This is a genomic window from Streptomyces flavidovirens DSM 40150 (assembly GCF_000429085.1).
Lineage (GTDB): Bacteria > Actinomycetota > Actinomycetes > Streptomycetales > Streptomycetaceae > Streptomyces > Streptomyces flavidovirens.
In genome coordinates this window covers 515,008-534,845 of record NZ_AUBE01000001.1, presented here as the reverse complement: position 1 = coordinate 534,845, position 19,838 = coordinate 515,008, and the positions used below count along the sequence as shown (strand labels likewise).

17 protein-coding genes and 2 tRNA genes are annotated in these 19,838 nt (G+C 68.6%); 11 read left to right on the top strand and 8 right to left on the bottom strand.

The window, feature by feature from the left end:
- Window positions 1-42: 42 nt before the first annotated feature.
- The 6 genes from gyrB to G412_RS32985 all read left to right on the top strand — a co-directional run bounded on the left by gyrB (window position 43) and on the right by G412_RS32985 (window position 7,713).
- Window positions 43-2,124, top strand: coding sequence for a DNA topoisomerase (ATP-hydrolyzing) subunit B (gyrB, locus tag G412_RS0102510; RefSeq protein WP_028810684.1), 2,082 nt, complete (start codon window positions 43-45; stop codon window positions 2,122-2,124).
- Window positions 2,125-2,173: 49 nt separating this feature from the next.
- Complete coding sequence (gene gyrA / locus G412_RS0102505; protein WP_028810683.1) at window positions 2,174-4,828, top strand: DNA gyrase subunit A; 2,655 nt, start codon at window positions 2,174-2,176, stop codon at window positions 4,826-4,828.
- Window positions 4,829-4,921: 93 nt separating this feature from the next.
- Window positions 4,922-5,542 (top strand): DUF3566 domain-containing protein, encoded by a 621-nt coding sequence (locus tag G412_RS0102500; protein ID WP_028810682.1) that lies wholly within the window; start codon window positions 4,922-4,924, stop codon window positions 5,540-5,542.
- Window positions 5,543-5,603: 61 nt separating this feature from the next.
- Window positions 5,604-5,677 (top strand) — tRNA-Ile (locus G412_RS0102495).
- 180 nt (window positions 5,678-5,857) lie between these two features.
- The gene (locus G412_RS40415) at window positions 5,858-5,992 is read left to right on the top strand and encodes a DLW-39 family protein (RefSeq protein ID WP_003958712.1); all 135 of its coding nucleotides are present in this window, start codon (window positions 5,858-5,860) and stop codon (window positions 5,990-5,992) included.
- A gap of 329 nt (window positions 5,993-6,321) precedes the next feature.
- Window positions 6,322-7,713, top strand: a complete 1,392-nt coding sequence (locus G412_RS32985; protein ID WP_051338066.1) for a hypothetical protein — start codon at window positions 6,322-6,324, stop codon at window positions 7,711-7,713.
- A gap of 82 nt (window positions 7,714-7,795) precedes the next feature.
- On the opposite strand, the gene G412_RS0102480 is transcribed toward G412_RS32985, so the two are convergent.
- Both G412_RS0102480 and G412_RS0102475 read right to left on the bottom strand, forming a co-directional pair.
- Window positions 7,796-9,193: a serine/threonine-protein kinase gene (locus G412_RS0102480; RefSeq protein WP_028810681.1), complete on the bottom strand. Its 1,398-nt coding sequence runs from the start codon at window positions 9,191-9,193 to the stop codon at window positions 7,796-7,798.
- A 30-nt stretch (window positions 9,194-9,223) separates the two neighbouring features.
- A complete protein-coding gene (locus G412_RS0102475; RefSeq protein WP_028810680.1) occupies window positions 9,224-9,772 on the bottom strand; it encodes a helix-turn-helix domain-containing protein in 549 nt (182 codons plus the stop codon).
- Window positions 9,773-9,934: 162 nt separating this feature from the next.
- Between G412_RS0102475 and G412_RS0102470 the strand changes: the two genes are divergently transcribed.
- A tRNA-Ala gene (locus tag G412_RS0102470) sits at window positions 9,935-10,007 on the top strand.
- A 124-nt stretch (window positions 10,008-10,131) separates the two neighbouring features.
- Here the strand turns inward: G412_RS0102470 and G412_RS0102465 are convergent.
- The 5 genes from G412_RS0102465 to G412_RS0102445 all read right to left on the bottom strand — a co-directional run bounded on the left by G412_RS0102465 (window position 10,132) and on the right by G412_RS0102445 (window position 15,851).
- Window positions 10,132-10,593 carry a hypothetical protein gene (locus G412_RS0102465; protein ID WP_037647317.1) on the bottom strand — a complete coding sequence of 154 codons (462 nt, stop codon included), beginning with the start codon at window positions 10,591-10,593 and terminating at the stop codon, window positions 10,132-10,134.
- A gap of 32 nt (window positions 10,594-10,625) precedes the next feature.
- On the bottom strand, window positions 10,626-11,906 hold the full coding sequence (locus G412_RS0102460) for an alpha/beta hydrolase (protein WP_028810678.1): 1,281 nt from the start codon (window positions 11,904-11,906) through the stop codon (window positions 10,626-10,628).
- 640 nt (window positions 11,907-12,546) lie between these two features.
- Window positions 12,547-13,206: a response regulator transcription factor gene (locus tag G412_RS0102455; protein WP_028810677.1), complete on the bottom strand. Its 660-nt coding sequence runs from the start codon at window positions 13,204-13,206 to the stop codon at window positions 12,547-12,549.
- 25 nt (window positions 13,207-13,231) lie between these two features.
- Window positions 13,232-14,977 carry a sensor histidine kinase gene (locus tag G412_RS0102450; RefSeq protein ID WP_028810676.1) on the bottom strand — a complete coding sequence of 582 codons (1,746 nt, stop codon included), beginning with the start codon at window positions 14,975-14,977 and terminating at the stop codon, window positions 13,232-13,234.
- Window positions 14,978-15,143: 166 nt separating this feature from the next.
- Entirely contained in the window at window positions 15,144-15,851 is a 708-nt protein-coding gene (locus G412_RS0102445; protein ID WP_028810675.1) for a DUF5324 family protein, read from the bottom strand.
- Between the two features lie 275 nt (window positions 15,852-16,126).
- Between G412_RS0102445 and G412_RS0102440 the strand changes: the two genes are divergently transcribed.
- Window positions 16,127-16,663 carry a peptidylprolyl isomerase gene (locus G412_RS0102440; RefSeq protein ID WP_028810674.1) on the top strand — a complete coding sequence of 179 codons (537 nt, stop codon included), beginning with the start codon at window positions 16,127-16,129 and terminating at the stop codon, window positions 16,661-16,663.
- Window positions 16,664-16,799: 136 nt separating this feature from the next.
- Window positions 16,800-17,645, top strand: a complete 846-nt coding sequence (locus G412_RS0102435) for a rhomboid family intramembrane serine protease (RefSeq protein WP_028810673.1) — start codon at window positions 16,800-16,802, stop codon at window positions 17,643-17,645.
- 266 nt (window positions 17,646-17,911) lie between these two features.
- Here G412_RS0102435 and crgA read toward each other — a convergent pair whose 3' ends face one another.
- Window positions 17,912-18,172, bottom strand: a complete 261-nt coding sequence (gene crgA / locus G412_RS0102430) for a cell division protein CrgA (RefSeq protein ID WP_028810672.1) — start codon at window positions 18,170-18,172, stop codon at window positions 17,912-17,914.
- 141 nt (window positions 18,173-18,313) lie between these two features.
- On the opposite strand from crgA, the gene G412_RS0102425 reads away from it, so the two are divergent.
- Window positions 18,314-19,081, top strand: coding sequence for a DUF881 domain-containing protein (locus tag G412_RS0102425; RefSeq protein ID WP_028810671.1), 768 nt, complete (start codon window positions 18,314-18,316; stop codon window positions 19,079-19,081).
- 15 nt (window positions 19,082-19,096) lie between these two features.
- Window positions 19,097-19,786, top strand: a complete 690-nt coding sequence (locus tag G412_RS0102420; protein ID WP_028810670.1) for a class E sortase — start codon at window positions 19,097-19,099, stop codon at window positions 19,784-19,786.
- Window positions 19,787-19,838: the final 52 nt, after the last annotated feature.

The following is a 19,838-nucleotide window of genomic DNA, read 5'->3' as shown; positions in this document are numbered from 1 at the left end:
ACAGAACGACGCGGCCGGTCCCGTTTGTCGGGGTTTCGGTCCGTGCTGTGCCAGAAAGGGCGCTTCGTGGCCGATTCCGGCGACCCCAACGAGAACATTCCGTCCACTGATGCCGGCGAGGGCGGCGAGGCCGCACCGCAGGGGTCCTCGTCGTACGACGCCAGCGCGATCACCGTGCTCGAGGGTCTGGACGCGGTCCGCAAGCGCCCTGGCATGTACATCGGCTCGACCGGTGAGCGTGGTCTGCACCACATGGTGCAGGAGGTCGTCGACAACTCGGTCGACGAGGCTCTGGCCGGTCATGCGGACACCATCCACGTGACGATCCTGGCCGACGGCGGTGTGCGCGTCGTCGACAACGGCCGCGGCATCCCCGTCGGCATCGTGCCGTCCGAGGGCAAGCCGGCCGTCGAGGTCGTGCTGACGGTCCTCCACGCGGGCGGCAAGTTCGGCGGCGGCGGCTACGCGGTCTCCGGCGGTCTGCACGGCGTCGGTGTCTCCGTCGTCAACGCGCTTTCCACCAGGGTTTCGGTGGAGGTCAGGACCGACGGCTACCGGTGGACGCAGGACTACAAGATGGGCGTCCCGACCGCGCCCCTGGCGCAGCACGAGGAAACCCAGGAGACCGGCACCTCGGTCACGTTCTGGGCGGACCCGGACATTTTCGAGACGACCGATTACTCCTTCGAGACGCTGTCGCGGCGCTTCCAGGAGATGGCGTTCCTCAACAAGGGCCTGACGATCACGCTCACCGACGAGCGCGAGTCCGCGAAGGCCACGGTCGGCGCCGACGACCCGGACGCCGAGGCGGCGGAGGAGCAGCCGGCGCGGACGGTGAAGTACCACTACGAGGGCGGCATCGTCGACTTCGTGAAGTACCTGAACTCGCGCAAGGGTGAGCTGATTCACCCGACCGTCATTGACGTCGAGGCCGAGGACAAGGAGCGGATGCTCTCGGTCGAGATCGCGATGCAGTGGAATTCGCAGTACACGGAGGGTGTGTATTCCTTCGCGAACACGATCCACACGCATGAGGGTGGTACGCACGAGGAGGGCTTCCGTGCGGCGATGACGGGTCTGGTGAACCGTTACGCGCGGGAGAAGAAGTTCCTGCGGGAGAAGGACGACAATCTCGCGGGTGAGGACATCCGTGAGGGTTTGACGGCGATCATCTCGGTGAAGCTGGGCGAGCCGCAGTTCGAGGGCCAGACGAAGACCAAGCTGGGCAACACGGAGGCGAAGACCTTCGTGCAGAAGGTCGTGCATGAGCACCTCAACGACTGGTTCGACCGGAATCCGAACGAGGCCGCGGACATCATCCGCAAGGCGATCCAGGCGGCCACGGCGCGTGTCGCGGCCCGTAAGGCGCGTGATCTGACGCGTCGCAAGGGTCTGCTGGAGTCGGCGTCGCTGCCGGGCAAGCTGTCCGACTGCCAGTCGAACGACCCGACGAAGTGCGAGATCTTCATTGTCGAGGGTGACTCGGCCGGTGGTTCGGCGAAGTCGGGCCGTAACCCGATGTACCAGGCGATCCTGCCGATTCGCGGCAAGATCCTGAACGTCGAGAAGGCGCGGATCGACAAGATCCTCCAGAACACCGAGGTCCAGGCGCTGATCAGCGCTTTCGGTACCGGTGTGCACGAGGACTTCGACATCGAGAAGCTCCGCTATCACAAGATCATTTTGATGGCGGACGCCGACGTCGACGGTCAGCACATCAACACGCTGCTGCTGACGTTCCTGTTCCGCTTCATGCGGCCGTTGGTCGAGGCAGGGCACGTGTATCTGTCGCGTCCGCCGCTGTTCAAGATCAAGTGGGGCCGGGACGACTTCGAGTACGCCTACTCGGACCGTGAGCGCGACGCGCTCGTCGAGCTCGGCAAGCAGAACGGCAAGCGGATCAGGGACGACTCGATCCAGCGCTTCAAGGGTCTCGGTGAGATGAACGCCGAGGAGCTGCGCATCACCACGATGGACGTGGACCACCGGGTTCTGGGCCAGGTGACCCTGGACGACGCGGCGCAGGCCGACGACCTGTTCTCGGTGCTGATGGGTGAGGACGTCGAGGCGCGGCGCTCGTTCATCCAGCGCAACGCCAAGGACGTCCGCTTCCTCGACATCTGAGTCGGCCGTGCAAGCCACCAGCCGCAGCTCGAAAGGACTTTGACCAGCAATGGCCGACGAGAACACTCCTGTCCCCGTGACGCCCGAAGAGGTGCCGCCCGTCGAGGGTGTGGGCATGCGTGTCGAGCCCGTGGGGCTCGAGACGGAGATGCAGCGTTCGTACCTCGACTACGCGATGTCCGTCATCGTGTCGCGTGCGCTGCCCGACGTGCGGGACGGTCTGAAGCCCGTGCACCGTCGTGTGCTGTACGCGATGTACGACGGCGGTTACCGGCCCGAGAAGGGCTTCTACAAGTGCGCCCGTGTCGTCGGTGACGTCATGGGTACGTACCACCCGCACGGCGACTCCTCGATCTACGACGCCCTGGTGCGCCTGGCGCAGCACTGGTCGATGCGTATGCCGCTGGTGGACTCCAACGGCAACTTCGGTTCTCCGGGTAACGACCCGGCCGCGGCGATGCGGTACACCGAGTGCAAGATGATGCCGCTGGCCATGGAGATGGTCCGGGACATCGACGAGGAGACCGTCGATTTCCAGGACAACTACGACGGCCGTAATCAGGAGCCGACGGTTTTGCCGGCGCGGTTCCCGAACCTGCTGATCAATGGTTCGGCGGGTATCGCGGTCGGTATGGCCACGAACATCCCGCCGCACAACCTGCGGGAGGTGGCGGCGGGCGCGCAGTGGTTCCTGGATAACCCGGACGCGGGTCACGAGGAGCTCCTGGACGCGCTGATGGAGCGCATCAAGGGCCCCGACTTCCCGACCGGTGCGCTGGTGGTGGGCCGTAAGGGCATCGAGGACGCGTACCGGACGGGCCGTGGCTCGATCACGATGCGCGCGGTGGTGGCGGTCGAGGAGATCCAGAACCGCCAGTGCCTGGTGGTCACGGAGCTTCCGTACCAGACCAACCCGGACAACCTGGCGCAGAAGATCGCCGACCTGGTGAAGGACGGCAAGGTCGGCGGCATCGCGGACGTGCGTGACGAAACGTCTTCGCGGACCGGCCAGCGTCTGGTCATCGTCCTGAAGCGGGACGCGGTCGCGAAGGTCGTCCTGAACAACCTGTACAAGCACACCGACCTGCAGACGAACTTCGGCGCGAACATGCTGGCGCTCGTCGACGGGGTGCCGCGCACGCTGTCGCTGGACGCGTTCATCCGGCACTGGGTGACGCACCAGATTGAGGTCATCGTCCGGCGTACGCGCTTCCGCCTGCGCAAGGCGGAGGAGCGGGCGCACATTCTGCGCGGTCTGCTCAAGGCGCTGGACGCGATCGACGAGGTCATCGCGCTGATCCGGCGCAGCCAGACGGTCGATGTGGCGCGTGAGGGCCTGATGGGCCTGCTGGAGATCGATGAGATCCAGGCGAACGCGATCCTGGAGATGCAGCTGCGCCGGCTGGCGGCGCTGGAGCGTCAGAAGATCGTCGCGGAGCACGACGAGCTCCAGGCGAAGATCAATGAGTACAACGCGATCCTCGCCTCGCCGGAGCGTCAGCGGCAGATCATCAGCGAGGAATTGGCGGCGATCGTCGACAAGTTCGGTGATGACCGGCGCTCGAAGCTGGTGCCCTTCGACGGTGACATGTCCATTGAGGACTTGATCGCCGAGGAGGACATCGTCGTCACGATCTCGCGTGGCGGCTATGTGAAGCGTACGAAGACGGACGACTACCGGTCGCAGAAGCGCGGCGGCAAGGGCGTGCGCGGTACGAAGCTGAAGGAAGACGACATCGTCGACCACTTCTTCGTGTCGACGACGCACCACTGGCTGCTGTTCTTCACGAACAAGGGCCGGGTGTACCGGGCGAAGGCGTACGAGCTGCCGGATGCCGGCCGGGACGCGCGTGGTCAGCACGTTGCGAACCTGCTGGCTTTCCAGCCGGACGAGCAGATCGCGCAGATCCTGGCGATCCGTGATTACGAGGCGGCGCCGTATCTGATCCTGGCCACCAAGGGCGGCCTGGTGAAGAAGACGTCGCTGAAGGACTACGACTCGCCCCGCTCCGGTGGTGTCATCGCGATCAATCTGCGGGAGACCGCGGACGGCAGCGACGACGAGCTGATCGGCGCGGAGCTGGTGTCGGCCGAGGATGATCTGCTGCTGGTCAGCAGGAAGGCGCAGTCGATCCGCTTCACGGCGACCGATGACGCGCTGCGGCCGATGGGACGTGCGACTTCGGGTGTGAAGGGCATGAGTTTCCGTGAAGGTGACGAGCTGCTCTCGATGAATGTCGTTCGGGCCGGTACGTTCGTCTTCACCGCCACCGATGGCGGGTACGCGAAGCGGACCCCCGTCGACGAGTACCGGGTTCAGGGGCGCGGTGGTCTGGGTATCAAGGCCGCCAAGATCGTGGAGGACCGGGGATCGCTGGTCGGCGCGCTGGTGGTGGAGGAGACGGACGAGATCCTCGCCATCACGCTCGGCGGTGGTGTGATTCGTACGCGAGTCAACGAAGTCAGGGAGACGGGCCGTGACACCATGGGCGTCCAACTGATCAACCTGGGCAAGCGCGATGCCGTTGTCGGTATCGCTCGTAACGCCGAGGCCGGTCGTGAGGCCGAAGAGGTGGAAGGTCCCGAGGGGGCGGACACCGACGCGGTCGAGGGCGATGCGGTCGAGGTTGCCGAATCCGTCGAGGGCGCAGAGCCTTCATCCGCCGGGGGCGCAGCGCCTTCGGCCGGGGAGCACGAGGAGTAAAGCGTGAGTGGAGCCACGGGCGCCGGAGCGGCCGCTTCCGAATCTGGAGCACCCGGTGCCCGTGGCTCTGCCACGGACTCCCAGGGGGGGACTGTGACCGATACGCGGGGGGCTCAGCCTCAGGGTTACGACGGGTCCGCGAGCGGGCCGTTGCCCAGTGAGCGGGAGCCGCAGGGGCAGGGTCAGCCGTCGCAGCCGTATCACCCGCCGCAGGCGTATCCCTCGCCCGCGGGCGGTGGTGGTACGCCGGGTGCTGGAGCCGTTGGCGGGGCGCAGGGCGCCGGGCAGCAGCCGGGTGTCGCCGCGGTGCGTCTGCCGCGTACGGGGGCGCGTACGACGCCGCGTACGCGCAAGGCGCGGCTGCGGGTGGCCAAGGCCGACCCGTGGTCGGTGATGAAGGTGAGCTTCCTGCTCTCCATCGCGCTGGGTATCTGCACGGTGGTGGCGGCGGCGGTGCTGTGGATGGTCATGGACGCCATGGGCGTCTTCTCCACGGTGGGCGGGACGATCAGCGAGGCGACGGGCTCGAACGAGAGCAACGGCTTCGACCTGCAGTCCTTCCTTTCGCTGCCGCGCGTGCTGATCTTCACGTCGGTCATCGCGATGATCGACGTGGTGCTCGCCACGGCGCTCGCGACGCTGGGCGCTTTCATCTACAACCTGTCGGCGGGCTTCGTCGGCGGCGTCGAGCTGACGCTCGCCGAGGACGAGTAGGACGCCGGCGGAACCGATTTTGGTACTGCCCCCGAGGTGCGCTAATCTTCAGGGGCAGCGCGGGGCTATAGCTCAGTTGGTTAGAGCGCATCCCTGATAAGGATGAGGCCACAGGTTCAAATCCTGTTAGCCCCACCGCGGACCTGAAAAGGTCGAAGGCCCGGCAGATCGAAAGATCTGCCGGGCTTTTTGCTGTGTGGCGTGCGTCAGTTGGGTACGTGTCCGGCGGGGTATCTAGGTCACCGATCGGTATCGGTCGGTGTGTATAGTCGGGCGCCAGAAGTCTCCTACGTCAAGGAAAGACGAGGTCGCGCGGTGAAGAAGCTTCTCCTGGTCGCACTGGCCGCCATCGGCGGGCTCCTCGTGTACCGCCAGATCCAGGCGGATCGCGCCGAGCAGGATCTGTGGACGGAGGCGACTGACTCCGTGCCCGCAGGTTCGGGTGTGTGAGACCCAGTAGTTCGAACACTGGCCCCGGTCGCTCAGCGGCCGGGGCTTTGTGCTGCCCGAATTCATCAAAGCAAATCATTGGCTTGCGGCAGCAAATGGTTGGTGGGGAGGCCGCGGCATGACGCGCCCGTCCTCGTGCGGTCGGGCAGCAAAGCGGACAACAAGGGTGATACGGCGGTCGGCGCAGACAGCGCTGGGGCCGGCGGGGCAGGATGGACCGGCACCGCGGCCGCCGCGTTGGCGGGTGGTGCTGTCGTCCTGGCCGCCGGGCTCGTGTGCGTGGCGATGCGGCGCGGGGCGGCCGAGGAGACGACGAGGGGTGGCGCGTGATGAGGCAGCGCAGCAGGGGCAGGGTGGCGCCGGCCGTGGTGGCGGCGCTGTGCGCGGTGGCGGCGCTGCCGGCGCAGGCGGTGGCGGCGGGTGAGCCCAGCCCGTACACCTATGAGCCTTCGGCGAAACCGGTCAGGGGGACGGCGAGCAGTACGGACTCCGAGCCGCTGAAGCCGGGCGGGACGTACCGGGACTCGATCAGGCCGGGCGGCAGACTCTTCTACCGTGTGCAGCTCGACGCGAAGTCCAACGCCTATGTGTCGGCGACGGCTGTGCCGAGGCCGGGCACGAAGGTCGAGTACGCCGACGAGCTGAAGGTGACGCTGCAGGACCGCGCCGGCAATTCGTGCAGCTACAACAGCGCGCAGTTCAGCTCGGCGGAGTTCGCGCGGCCGATCGGGACCTACGCGCACCGGACGATCGAGCAGGACAGCACCTCCTGCCAGGGCGCCGACACGTACTTCGTCCTGATCGAGCGGACCAGTAAGGCGACCTCGTCGAGCGAGCCGTGGGAACTGGAGATCCGGCATCTGACGGAGCCGCAGGTGAAGGCGGGCGGGGCGACCGCGGCGCCGGAAAGCTGGCCCAGCAGCTCGCCCGCGCCGCCTGGCGGCCAGGCCAGGGACCGCAGGGGCGGGTCGAGCTTCTACAGTGCGCCCGGTCTGTACGAGGGCGAATGGCGGGACAGGATCAAGCCCGGCGAGACGCTGTTCTACAAGGTGCCGGTCGACTGGGGGCAGCAGCTCTTCGCCAGTGCGGACCTCGGCAGCGCGGCGGGTGAGGGATATGTGTCCAACGCGCTGAGCATGGTGCTGTACAACCCGGCGCGGGGGCTTGTCGAGAGCGCGAGCACCATTTCCTACGACGGCAAGCAGAATTCGTCCGCGCTGGATCCGCTGCCGCCGGTGGCGTACGAGAACCGTTTCGATTCGTCCGACTCCGTCAACGGGATGCGGTTTCCGGGCTGGTACTACCTGAGGGTCAGCCTGAGCCCGGAGGTGGAGAAGGTGTTCGGGCCGCAGGGCCTCGGGCTCTCCCTGCGGGTGAACATCGAGGGCAGCAGGGGGAAGGGCGCCCCTGCCTATGCGGGGCCCGCCGGTCCCTTCCAGGTCACCGACGACGACCTGAGCGCCGCGGAGGAGGGGCAGAGCGCGCCCGCGGCGGTGAAGAGCGACACGATGCGGCTTGTCGCTGCCGCCGGGATCGGGGCGGGCACCGTGCTGGTGCTCGGCCTCGGGGTGTGGACGCTCGTCGCCCGGCGGCGCGCGGCGGCGGGGGCGGGCGCCGGAGCGGGGGCGGGGCCGGGCGCCGGTCCTGGCGTCGACCCTGGCATGGGTGCCGGGCATGACAGTGGGGCGGCTACGCAGTCCGGGCCGCCGGCCGCCTGGTAGGCAGCCGCACATCCGGGGCGGGCCGTCCGGGGCGGGCCGTCCGGGGCGGGCCGTCCAGGGCGGCCGTCGAGTCCGGCTCGGATCAGCTCTGGGTCAGTGCCCAGACGCCCACGGCGAAACAGACCAGCGCCAGCAGCAGCACCGGGACCGTCACCTTCGGGGGCGGTCCCAGCCGCTTGTGCGGGGTCTGTACGGGGTTGTGGGCGTCCCGCTGGGCCGGCGGGGTCGGTGGAGTGGGAACCTCCGGGCCCTGAGCGGTGTATGGACGAGTAAGGGCTTGTTCGTACTGCGCCGCGGCCGGGGGGACCTGGGAGGGGTTTTGCGCCGCGCCGGAAAGGGGGGAGGTCGCATGCGCGGGCAGGGGAGCGGGTGCGGGTGTGGATGTGGATGTGGGTGTGGATGTGGGGGTGGATGTCGGGATGGGGGGCGCCGACGGCTGCGCCGGGTGCGGCATGGGGGGCTGTTGCGGCGGTGCCAGGTGGAAGCCGCCCGTCTCCGGCATGGGCGACGGCTGCTGGGCGGGCTGCGCCTGGTGGTCGCCGCCCTGGCCGCCGCCCTGTAGGGCGCCGTGTACGTGGCTCCGGGGGCCGGGGGCCGGGGCGGCGGGCCCGCCCGGGCCGAAGCCGGGCGGGAGGGGGCCGATCTGGTCGAAGACCTCCACCGGCTCCTCGTCCGGGCCCGGCTCGGGCAGCATCTCGACGGCGGCGTTCAACGCCTTGCGCGCGCCCGTCGCCGTACGGAACCTCGCCTGCGGGTCGGGCTGCAGCATCCCGGCGATGACCTGCCACAGCGGCTCCGGGATGCCCTGCGGGGCGCCCGGTGTTCCGTACGTGGCGAAGAGCTCCACCAGGGCCTGGGAATCGGGTTTCTGACCCTGCACCAGGTAAAGGGCGACCAGGCCGACCGCGAACAGGTCGGCCGGGAAGTCCGGCTCCGCGCCCATCAACTGCTCGGGCGCGAAATAACCGGGCGTACCCACCACGTAGTTGGTCTCGGTGAGACGGGGCTCGCCCTTGCGCATCGAGATGCCGAAGTCGGACAGCCGCAGATGCGGACGCCCGGTGCCGGTGGCTTCCAGCAGGATGTTGGCCGGCTTTATGTCGCGGTGCACGACGCCTTCCGCGTGGACGGCGGTCAGGCCGGAGAGGAGCTGGTCGAGCAGGGTGCACACGAAGCGGGGCGGCAGCGGGCCGTAGTCGCCGATCAGGTGAGCCAGCGACCCGCCGCTCACCAGGTCCATGGTGAACAGCACCTTGTCGTCGTCCGCGGCCCAGCTTGCCGGGGCGAGGACGTGGGGGTGGTCGATCCGCAGCGCCTGCTCGCGCACGAAGCGCAGCAGCGTGTGCGCGTCGCTCTGCTGGAGCACCTTGGCCGCGACGTACCGGCGGCGCCTGTGGTCCCACGCCCGCCAGACCGCGCCCACTCCACCGCGCCCGATCGGGTCGATCAGCTCGTACCGGCCGGCGAAGATCTCACCCATCGCGCTGTGCCCGCCCCCGCTCCGCCTGCTTCAGCTCTGATGCGCCTCGTAGTGGGCGACCGCGTCCGCCGTGCGCCCGGCGCCGTACACCCGGAGGAACTCTGCCAGCTCGGGGTGGGTCGGGGCGAGCGTGTCCGCCGCATCTATGATGTCGCCGGCCGCCGCTACGCAGCGCAGCAGTGACTGGATCTCGCGCACCACGCGCCGCACGGTGGGCGCACCGGAACTGGCGGTGGTCTGGCCGGTGTTGCTGAGCACGGAGCCGCCCTGGGATTTCTTGATCTCTTCCATCCGGTCGGTGGCCTCGGCGGCGCTGACACTGCCGTCGGCGACCTGACCGGCCAGGTCCTGCAGAGCCTGGACACGCTGCACCACGGCCGGATTGCCGATCTTGGCGCGCTGGCCGCTCATGAGCTGGGACAGCATGGGCGCGGACAGGCCGAGCACCGCGGCGAGTCTGGCCTGATTCAGACCCAGATCGTCGATCAGCCGACGGAAGAGCGCCCCCAGCGGCTCCCCGTACCAACTGCGCTGAAGCTCTCTGGCTCTGGCCGTCGACTCCTGCTGCGCTGCGTCCATTGCGTCTCCCCTTCGCTGCTGCGAACCTCGCCGAGCATCTTACGGAGCGTGGTCGCGCACCGGGAGTCCCAATCCTTTTGCAGGATCAGGGGGGACACCCGGTACTCTGTTCTGCGGCGGTGGCCACGGTGCGGTTCCGGCCGGTCATGTCCACCCGTCCCCGGGGCCTTAGCTCAGTTGGTAGAGCGCTGCCTTTGCAAGGCAGATGTCAGGAGTTCGAATCTCCTAGGCTCCACAGAAGGTACGCCCTCCTGACCTGCGGAAACGCGGGTCAGGAGGGCGTTTTTTGTCTGGAAAGAGCGGTAAGGATCCGAGCCGGGACCGGGCCTTCACCGTGCAGTGCGCCCCGGCCGGCCGGCTCAGAAGTGCTGTTGCTTGGCTTCGGGCGGGAGGAAACAGGGGGTCGAGACGGAGAGCCGGATGGTGCCGGGAGGGTTCACCGAGTCCGCGATGATGAAGTAGCCCTCCTTGTCGTTCTTGCCGTACAGGATGGCCTCGGTCGTCTTGGGGCGCTCGGTGTGGCCCGTGATGCGCACTCCGTGAGCTTCGAGGGCCTTGCGGAGCTTGCGGACGGTGGCGATGTGCTGGTCCTCCCCGAGCTTGACGTAGGCGGCGTAGGTGAGGGTGTAGCGCCCGTCCTCCGGCACTTCGTCGTTCTGGCCGACGCAGTCCTGGAAGTGTTCCCTGGGGGCGGGATCGTCAGTGATCTTCACCTCCGCGTAGTGCGCCATGGCCGTCGTGTACTCCTTGGCCCAGGCCAGGGACTCCGCACGGCTCTTGCGCGGCAGGGGCTTGTTGATGTCATCCGCTTGCTGGGACATGCAGGCTCCGGTGAGGAGGGTGGTCAAGAGGGTCAGAGCTGCCACAGGGGCGCGTTTGCGGAACATTGTCCTCGGGAGGGTGACGGGGCGGACTGCGCCATGGTGCGGGTGGCACAGGGGTGCGGTCGCTGGGGGGGGCGGTGTCTACTCCGCGTTGCGCCTTGCGGGCGGTACGTACTCTCCGGGCTGCTGGCCGGCAATGATCTTGCCTTGGTTGGCCAGGCGCTGACTGTCATCGTCCCAGTAACCGCTGTGGCCGCTGGTGTCGGTTTCGAACCTGGTGCCACCCCAGTCGGGGTGGGTCGGCCCGCGGCCGAGGTTGGTGCCCTGAGCCCGGGCGATGGGGGCGTCCGAGGCCTGGCCGAAGTAGACGTTGTCCGTGTTGAGGTCCTCGCCCGGTCCACCGTCATGCCGGGGCTGCCGACCACGGCGATGCTGTCCGCGTCCAGGCCATCACCGCCGGACGCCGCAACGCCCACGGTGGTGCTTCCGTAGCTGTGACCCATGACGGTGAGATTCGCCCGTTCACCCTCATGGGAGGCCCGCAGGCCGTGGGTGAAGTCCCGCAGATCCTGGGCACCGTCCTCGGCCCGGCCGCTGCCTGCGACATCGACGTTCGCGGCTTCACCGACAGGCGCCTCGGGAGCGTCGTAGCCCAGCCAGTACACCGCGGAGGTGGAAGCCCCCGGGTCGGCGTCCTCGGCTGCGTCCTGGAGCTTGCTGATGCGGTTCAGTTGACCGCCGGCTGAGTCCATCGTGGTGGAAGTGCCCGGGACCTGGACCGCGACATTGTCCGCGGTGTCCGGGTTGCCCATGGCGATCACCGCTCTGCCATCGCCGCCCGCGTCGTGGTTGAGCAGGTACAGCTGCTTGTTCTGCGGGGCCCCGCGCTTGTCGAGCTCCGCCTTGAGGACCTCCAGATTGTGGCGGCGCTCGTCATTGCCGTGGACCCCGTACGCGTCGCCGCGGCGCAGTGCGTTGCGCTCCTGCTCCATGTGGAGCCGGTTGGCATCGTCGCGGACGTCGGAGGGGAGGCCGTCGGTGGCGCCGATCCGGTCCGGGTAGAGAGTGGCGTACTCCCGTTGCTGGGCAGGGTCCAGGCCCTGCCACCACTCAGCGGCGTCGTTGGGGTTGCCGGGTATCTTCGGCCCCTCCACCCCGAGCCGGTCCATCACCTTGTCGACGTCCCGCGCGGACTCCGCGGCCATCTGCTTGTTCTTCTGGTCCAGGACCTCGCCGTTGAGCTCCGCCAAGGCCTTCTGCGCCTCACCGCTGGCTTCCAGTGCGTCGTTCAGGGTCCGGTTGATCTCCACCTCGTAGTCCTGGCGTTGGGCTTCCTTGACCTGACGCTCGTACTGGGTCCTGTCGCTCCCGTCTTCCCGCGGGATCTCCCATTCCTTCGGCAGCCTGACGTTCCCGTCGTCGTCGATGCCGAAGCGATCACGCCACCGCCTGTCCCGTCGAAGGCTTCGAAATCCGCCGCCACCATCTGCTCGTTCCAGTCGTGGGTTTTGGCTGTGTCGTGCAGATTGAACGAGCCCGTGTCCAAGCGGTGGTACAGCCCGTTGAGCGCGAGCTTCCAACTGGCCTCGATCTCCTGGAGTTCCGCTCCGACGGCCTATCCCTTCGGGGACTCTGCAGCCGCCTTAGCATCTGCGACCGACTTGTCGATCGAGCCTTTCATGCCCTCGGCGACGGCATGCTGCGCGCTCGCGGCCGCATGCAGCTCCGACGGTTTCACTCGCAATTGGCCGGCCACCCGTGCCGCCTCCCCCGTGTCCCGTGAGGTCAGACGCGGGGCGCAACCCCTTGCGCGGACACGCTGTCTCTTTGCCTGTTCGCCAGACGCAGAGGGCTGAAGCCCATGATTCCGGGGTGCGGCTCGCCTTCGAAATTGCGATCGCAATTGAATGTCGGCGTGGGCCCATCAGTGGATTTTTTGTTCCGTGGGGTTCACAGCGCGGCGTCCCGCGCGAGCAGCGCCGCTTGTACGCGGTTCTCGCAGCCCAGTTTCGCCAGGATGCGGCTGACGTACGTCTTCACCGTGGCCTCGCTCATGTGCAGCCGCTTGCCCGCGTCCGCGTTGGACAGGCCCTCGCCGAGCAGCGCCAGGACGTCGCGCTCCCGGCCGCTCAGTGCCGTGACCAGCCGCCGCGCCTCCTCGGCGCGGCCCGGCGCCCGCCCGGAGGCGAGCTGCTCCACGACGTGCCGGGTCGCCCCCGGCGACAGATAGGCGTCCCCGGCCGCGGCCGCCCGTACCGCGCGGATCAGCTCCGCCGGCGCCGAGTCCTTCAGCAGGAAACCCGCGCCGCCGCTCTCCAGGGCCCGCAGGACGTTCTCCCGCTCGCCGAACGTCGTCAGTACGATCACGCGCGCCGCGGGGACCGCCCTGCCCAGCTCGGCGAGCGCGGTGAGCCCGTCCATCACCGGCATCTGAAGGTCGAGCAGCACGACGTCCGGCGCGTGGACGCGCGCCAGCTCGACCGCCTCACGGCCGTTGTGCGCCTCCGCCACGACCTCGATGGCCCGGTCCGAGGTGAGGATCATCCGGATCCCCGCCCGGATGAGGGGCTCGTCGTCCGCGATCACCACCCTGATGTGCGCAACCGTCACGCTTACCCCCACAGCTGCCGCTCATCTACTGCGCGACGTCGTACGACTTCTTCTCGATCAGCTTGCCGTCCCTGAAGCAGAAGCGGAACACCGGCTCCGCCGACACGCTGTCGGCGGCCTCCGAGGACGCGAGAACCAGGCAGTCGGACCCCTCGGGCTTCGCGGGCCCGCTGTCCTCAAGGCCCGACGTCATGAAGGAGTCCCCGTCCGGCAGGCCGTCGCGGACCTCCGTCTCCGACGTGCCGACCTTCACCGCTTCGAACTCACTCGGTTCGATCATGCCCCGCTCCGCCGATCCCGCGAGGAAGAACAGGCCGAATCCTCCCGCGACCGCCAGCAGCACCATGGCCGCCACCGCGATCCCGCAGCCCAGTGCCACCCCGCCTGCCCTGCTCCCGCGCCTGCCGCTCATCGTCAGCTCCCTCTGTACAACGGTCCAGTCCATTACAGGACCACCGTCGCTGACGGGGACCGACGGTGACTGCTGCCGAAAGTCGTCCCGCGCATCGACCAAAGGCGCGGCGAAGGACGCCGCGACCGTGGCCGGCGGCAGACCCTCGGCGCCGTACGGCAGGACTCCGGCGACCCGGAACCCCCCGCCGTCGGTGCGCCCCGCGTGGACCATGCCGCCGACGAGCCGGGCCCGCTCGCGCAGCCCCGTCAGGCCCTGCCCGCCGCTGACGACGTCACCGGGGTCCGCCGGGGCGGGGCCGTTCGCGATCTCGACGACCAGCGAGTCCGGTTCGTACCGCAGCTCGACGGTGATCGCGGCACCCGGCGCGTGCTTGTACGCGTTGGTCAGCGCCTCCTGCACGATCCTGTACGCCGCATGATCGGCGGCAGCGGCCAGCGGGCGCCGCACGCCCGTACACCGCAGCTCGACACTGTTCCCGGCCGCCCGCGCCGCCGCCACCAGGCCCTCGATGCCCGCCGCGCCGCGCGCCGCCGGGTGCGGGTCATCGACGGGCGGCGGGCCCTGAGCGGTGGCCGCGTCGTCCCGCTCCACTCCGTCGCGCAGGATGCCGACCACCTCGCGCAGCTCATGCATGGCGGCCACCGAAGCGTTGCGCAGTACGCCGACGCCCTCCCGCTGGCGGCCCGTCAGAGCGGGGTCGACCTCCAGGGCGCCGGTGTGCACGGAGATCAGCGCAAGCTGGTGGCCCAGGCTGTCGTGCATGTCCTGGGCGATCCGCTGCCGCTCACGCAGCCGCGCCTGTCCGGCCACCATGGCGCGCTCGCGCAGCAGTTGGGCGTTGTGCTCCTGGAGGGCGTGCAGCAGCGTGCGGCGCTGGGTCCAGTAGCGGCTGGCGAGACCGGGGACGACCGTCGTCGCGAGGAAGTACAGGGTGCTGAACAGGATCAGCGACAGCGGGGAGAACCGTGGCCACTGCGAGCTGACCCCGATGGCGATAGTCAGGACGTACGACGCGGTGAAGGCCGCCAGCGCCCGCCCGGCGCCCGGGATCCGGCGCCCCGCCGACCACCCCGACACCATCAGCAGCGGTCCGAATCCGGCCAGCACCCCGGCCGCTCCGCCCGAGATCACCAGCACACTGGCGGGCAGCCTGCGGCGCAGCAGCGACAGCACGGCGACGGCGAGGGCCGCGGCGAACTGCACAAGTCCCGTGCTGCCGATCAGCTCCTGGGTCCCGGCCGCCAGCAGCGCCAGGACCACGGCGAGGACGATCTCGCCCGCGATACGGCGCCCGGACCAGGCCTCGGGGCCCGCCAGCCACAACCGTGCGGCCCTGAACTTCGATGACACGTCCACGGTCGCACTCTAAGCAGCGGGCCGAGGCGGTCGCCGCACACTTTCGTCGCGCCCGGCCCCTACGAAAGAGAACACGGGAAGACAGCGCACGGAAGACAGCGCACGGGAAGACAAAAGACGGGTGCCGGGGACCCGAAGGTCTCCCGGCACCCGTCCGCACGTGATGTCAGTTGTTCTTCTTGTCGCGCTCAGCCGCCTGCGCTTCGGCCTCGGCCTGCTTGGCCTGGACCTCCGGGTCCAGCACCTGACCGCTGCCGTCGACCGAGGTCAGCGGCGACCGGTCGGAGACCTCGGTCGCGGCGGGGGGCTCGACCAGCCAGTCCGGGTTGGCCTGCTTGTCCCACCACTTCCAGGCCGCGAAGGCGCCACCCGCCAGGACACCGACGACCGCGAAGCCCTTGACCAGCCGGCCGGCCCTGGCCCGCCGCTCGTGCTTCTTGACGAGCTTGCGGATGTCCTTCGCCGTGATCTGCCCGCGCAGGGCGGCCACGGCGGCCGCACTGCGCGCGGCGGCCTGCTCACGTACGGGCTGCGCGGCCGCCATCGCGTGCTCGACGCGCGGAACGGTGTACTCGGCGGCCTGCCGGGCCGCGTGCCGGGTACGCACGGCGGCCCGGTGCGCGGCCACGTCCACCTTCGGTGGCACGTGAGTGCGGGCCTGCTCCATGCGCGGCGCGACATGCACTCCGTACTGGACACGGGCCTGACGAGCGGCCTTGGACACCTTCGGCGCCAGCCGTACGCGGGCTTCGTGCGCATATTGCGTGGCGTGTTCCTTGGCCGTACCGGCGTAGGGCGCCACCACTTCCGCGGCGTGCAGCACGCTCTCCTTCGCCGATTCGGATGCGGCGCGCACGCTGTCGATGCGGGTCACTGGATCCTCCTCCTTGGTGGCGGTTCGGTATATCGCCTATCCACCGATTCCAAAATCATGCCCGCCGGAGGCCATCACGGCACGTGTGGGCGGGCATCCGGGTCATGGGCGGCGACTCGGGGCAATCTCCGGGCTCTCAGGGCAAGGTGGTGCGGGGCGGACGCGAACGACAATGCCACGGTTCGCCGCCCCGTGTGCCGGTTCGGCGGCTATTCGTCGTAAACCCTCCGTGCGAGGATCGGGAGACATCAGCAAAGACTTATGGAAGGCACAACGTGGCCGAGCAGCTTTACGCCACCCTGAAGACCAGCCGGGGCGACATCCGGATCCGGCTTCTGCCGAATCACGCGCCGAAGACGGTCAAGAATTTCGTGGAGCTCGCACAGGGTGAGCGGGAGTGGACGAACCCCGAAACGGGGCAGAAGACCACGGACCGGCTGTACGACGGCACTGTCTTCCACCGCGTGATCCGCGACTTCATGATCCAGGGCGGGGACCCGCTGGGCAACGGCACAGGCGGCCCCGGCTACGAGTTCAAGGACGAGTTCCACCCCGACCTCGCCTTCGACAGGCCTTACCTGCTGGCGATGGCGAACGCCGGACCGGGCACGAACGGCTCGCAGTTCTTCATCACTGTTTCGCCGACGATGTGGCTGACGGGCAAGCACACGATCTTCGGCGAGGTCATGGACGCCGCCAGCCAGAAGACGGTGGACGCCATCGTGACCACGAAGACCAACCCGCGCACCGCCCGTCCGCTCACCGACGTCGTCATCGAATCGGTGCTCGTCGAGAACAGCGGAGACCGCTGAGAGCGCTGAGACCGCTCGGACCCGCGAGGCCCGCCGCTGCGGGAACCAAACCGCCCCGCCCGTCCGTACTGGATAGGCGGGGCGTTGCGGTGAGCCGTACCGCCAAGAGGCACACCTAGGACCTGGGGACGGACCGATGGACCACTGCTACCGGCATCCGGGCCGCGAGACGGGCATCCGCTGCACGCGCTGCGAACGCCCCGTCTGCCCGGAGTGCATGATCAGCGCGTCGGTCGGCTTCCAGTGCCCGGACTGTGTACGCGAAGGCACGGGCACGGGCCACGCCCCGGCCGCGAGCCGCCCGCGCACGATCGCGGGAGGTACGGTCACCGCCGATCCACGGCTGATCACCAAGATCCTGCTGGCGATCAATGTGGCGATGTTCATCGCTGTGCTGTCGCGCGAGACGCTTGTCAACGATCTCGATCTCATCGGTCTCGCTGTCAGCCGCACGACCTTCCAGGTCGTCGGGGTCGCCGACGGCGAGTGGTACCGGCTGGTCACCTCGATGTTCCTGCATCAGGAGTTCTGGCACATCGGGTTCAACATGCTGGGCCTGTGGTGGCTCGGCGGCCCGCTGGAAGCGGCCCTGGGCCGTGCCCGCTACTTGGCGCTCTACCTGCTGTCGGGCCTCGCGGGCAGCGCACTCACGTATCTCATCGCCGCGCCGAATCAGCCCTCGCTCGGCGCCTCCGGTGCGATTTTCGGACTCCTGGGCGCCACCGCCGTCCTGATGCGCCGCATGAAGTACGACATGAGGCCGGTTCTGGTGCTCCTCGCGCTGAACCTGCTGTTCACATTCACCTGGTCCGGCATCGCCTGGGAGGCGCACCTCGGCGGCCTGATCGCCGGCACCCTCGTCGCGATCGCCCTGGTGCACGCCCCGCGCGAGCGCCGAGCGCTGGTGCAGTACGGCGCCTGTGGGCTGGTGCTCCTGGCGACCGTCGGCCTGGTCGTGGCGCGGACGGTCATGCTCACGTGAGCGCCGACGTCGACGGTTGTGCGTGAAGTTGTCCACAGCGGCCGCCGGACCTTGTGCATTCAGGGGGAACGGGTGGGAACAGGTGTGCCCCTCGTCGCTGAACTGGCTCTTCTCCAGTCGGGACAAGGGGCAGACCGTACGACTCAGATGGCCCCGGCAGTCACACCGGCGTCAACACCCTGTGAGTTATCCACAGATCGTCTGACCTTTCCCCACCGTGTGGACAACGCTGTGGATAACCTTTGGTCAGAGCTTGCGCGGGCGGTCTACTTCCACTGCGTGGAGACGCCGAAGCCGGCGGCGATGAAGCCGAACCCGACCACGATGTTCCAGTTGTCGAAGCTCTGGATCGGCAGGTCGCCCTCGGTCACGTAGAAGACCACGATCCAGGCGAGCCCGATGAGGAAGAGCGCCAACATCACCGGAGCCACCCAGCTGCGGTTCGTCAGCCGGATGCTCGTCGCCTGCTTCGAGGCCGCCGGCGGCGGCGTGAAGTCTGACTTCTTGCGGATACGTGACTTCGGCACGAGGGACTCTCCTGTCGATGCGCTGCGTTACCGCGCAGGGAACTGTGGCTGGTGCCCGGTGCGGGGCGACGGGGAAACACTGCCTCCCCCGGGCGTCCGTTAGCGTAGTGCTTCCGCGGCGTCGAAGGAGATAAGGGTACGTTGAGCAATTCTGCCGACTCCCCCACCGAGCCCGCCCGCCGCCCCGCCCTGCGGCCGGTCAGGCTGTTGACGGCCGGGGTTTTCGCGCTCGCCGGGCTGATCTTCGTCACCAGCTTCAATACGGCCAAGGGCACCAATATCCGTACGGATGCCTCGCTGCTGAAGCTCTCCGACCTGATCGACCAGCGCAGTCACAAGAACAAGGAGCTGGGCGAGACGACGGCGGCCGTACGCGACGACGTCGACGCCCTCGCTCAGCGCGGCGACAGCAGTACGCGGGCCGAGGACGCCAAGCTCAAGGCGCTGGAGGCGTCCGCCGGCACCCAGAAGCTCTCCGGCGCCGGCCTCACCGTCACCCTCGACGACGCCCCGCCGAACGCCACGGCCAACCCCGGCTACCCCGAGCCCCAGCCGAACGACCTGGTCATCCACCAGCAGGACCTCCAGGCGGTCGTCAACGCCCTGTGGCAGGGCGGCGCCAAGGGCATCAGGGTCATGGACCAGCGGCTGATCTCCACCAGCGCGGTGCGCTGCGTCGGAAACACCCTGATCCTCCAGGGCCGCGTCTACTCGCCGCCGTACAAGGTCACGGCGATCGGTGACCGGGATCAGCTCCAGCGTGCGCTCACGGCCTCCACGGCGCTCCAGAACTACCAGCTGTACGTCAAGGCGTACGGCCTCGGCTGGAAAGTCGACGAACACGAGGCGATGACTCTGCCCGGCTACTCGGGCACAGTGGATCTCCACTACGCGAAGCCCGTGAGCTAACGCCTGGGGGAGCCGGTGTCGGTGCGAGCAGTCGTCAGGACCTTCAGCGAGCTGTGCGTCACCGTGGGCACCCTGATCGTGCTGTTCGTCGTGTACGTGATGTTCTGGACCGGGATCAAGGCCGCCGACGCGAGCGACGGGCAGATCCACAGACTCCAGGGCACGTGGGCGCGCGGCCCGCTGCCCACCGCCGCCCCCACCGCGGCCCCCGAGGCCGCAGCTCCCGAGGCGTACGAGCCGGGCAGGCCCTTCGCCGTGATGTACGTGCCGCGCTTCGGCAAGGACTGGGGCTGGCCCGTCCTGGAGGGCACGCGGACGAGGACCCTCCAGAAGGGGCTCGGCCACTACGAGGGGACGGCGCGGCTCGGCGAGACGGGGAACTTCTCCGTCGCCGGTCATCGCCGTACGTACGGCGACCCCTTCAAGGACTTCCCCGGGCTGCGGCCCGGTGACGCGGTGGTGCTGACGGACGGGGCGACCTGGTTCACGTACCGCGTCGACAACACGCCGTACCGGACCGTTCCGAGCGACATCGGTGTGATCGACGACGTTCCCCGGAAGGCCGGTTTCGACGGTCCCGGTCGCTATCTGACGCTGACCACGTGCGAGCCGGAGTGGGGCAGCAGTCACCGGTTGGTCGTGTGGGCGCACCTCGACGCCACCCAGCCCGTGGAGGAGGGGAAGCCGCGCGCTTTGAGCGGCTGACCCACGAGCCCGCGCTGTCGCCCTTTACTCTGGGTTTCGACCGAACGGAAGG

Coding starts and splice junctions, on each gene's coding strand:
- G412_RS0102475 (WP_028810680.1), bottom strand. CDS start 9,772: ATGGACGCAGCGCAGCAGGAGTCGACGGCCAGAGCCAGAGAGCTTCAG.
- G412_RS0102465 (WP_037647317.1), bottom strand. CDS start 10,593: ATGTCCCAGCAAGCGGATGACATCAACAAGCCCCTGCCGCGCAAGAGC.
- G412_RS0102480 (WP_028810681.1), bottom strand. CDS start 9,193: ATGGGTGAGATCTTCGCCGGCCGGTACGAGCTGATCGACCCGATCGGG.
- G412_RS32985 (WP_051338066.1), top strand. CDS start 6,322: ATGAGGCAGCGCAGCAGGGGCAGGGTGGCGCCGGCCGTGGTGGCGGCG.
- gyrA (WP_028810683.1), top strand. CDS start 2,174: ATGGCCGACGAGAACACTCCTGTCCCCGTGACGCCCGAAGAGGTGCCG.
- G412_RS0102435 (WP_028810673.1), top strand. CDS start 16,800: ATGGACCACTGCTACCGGCATCCGGGCCGCGAGACGGGCATCCGCTGC.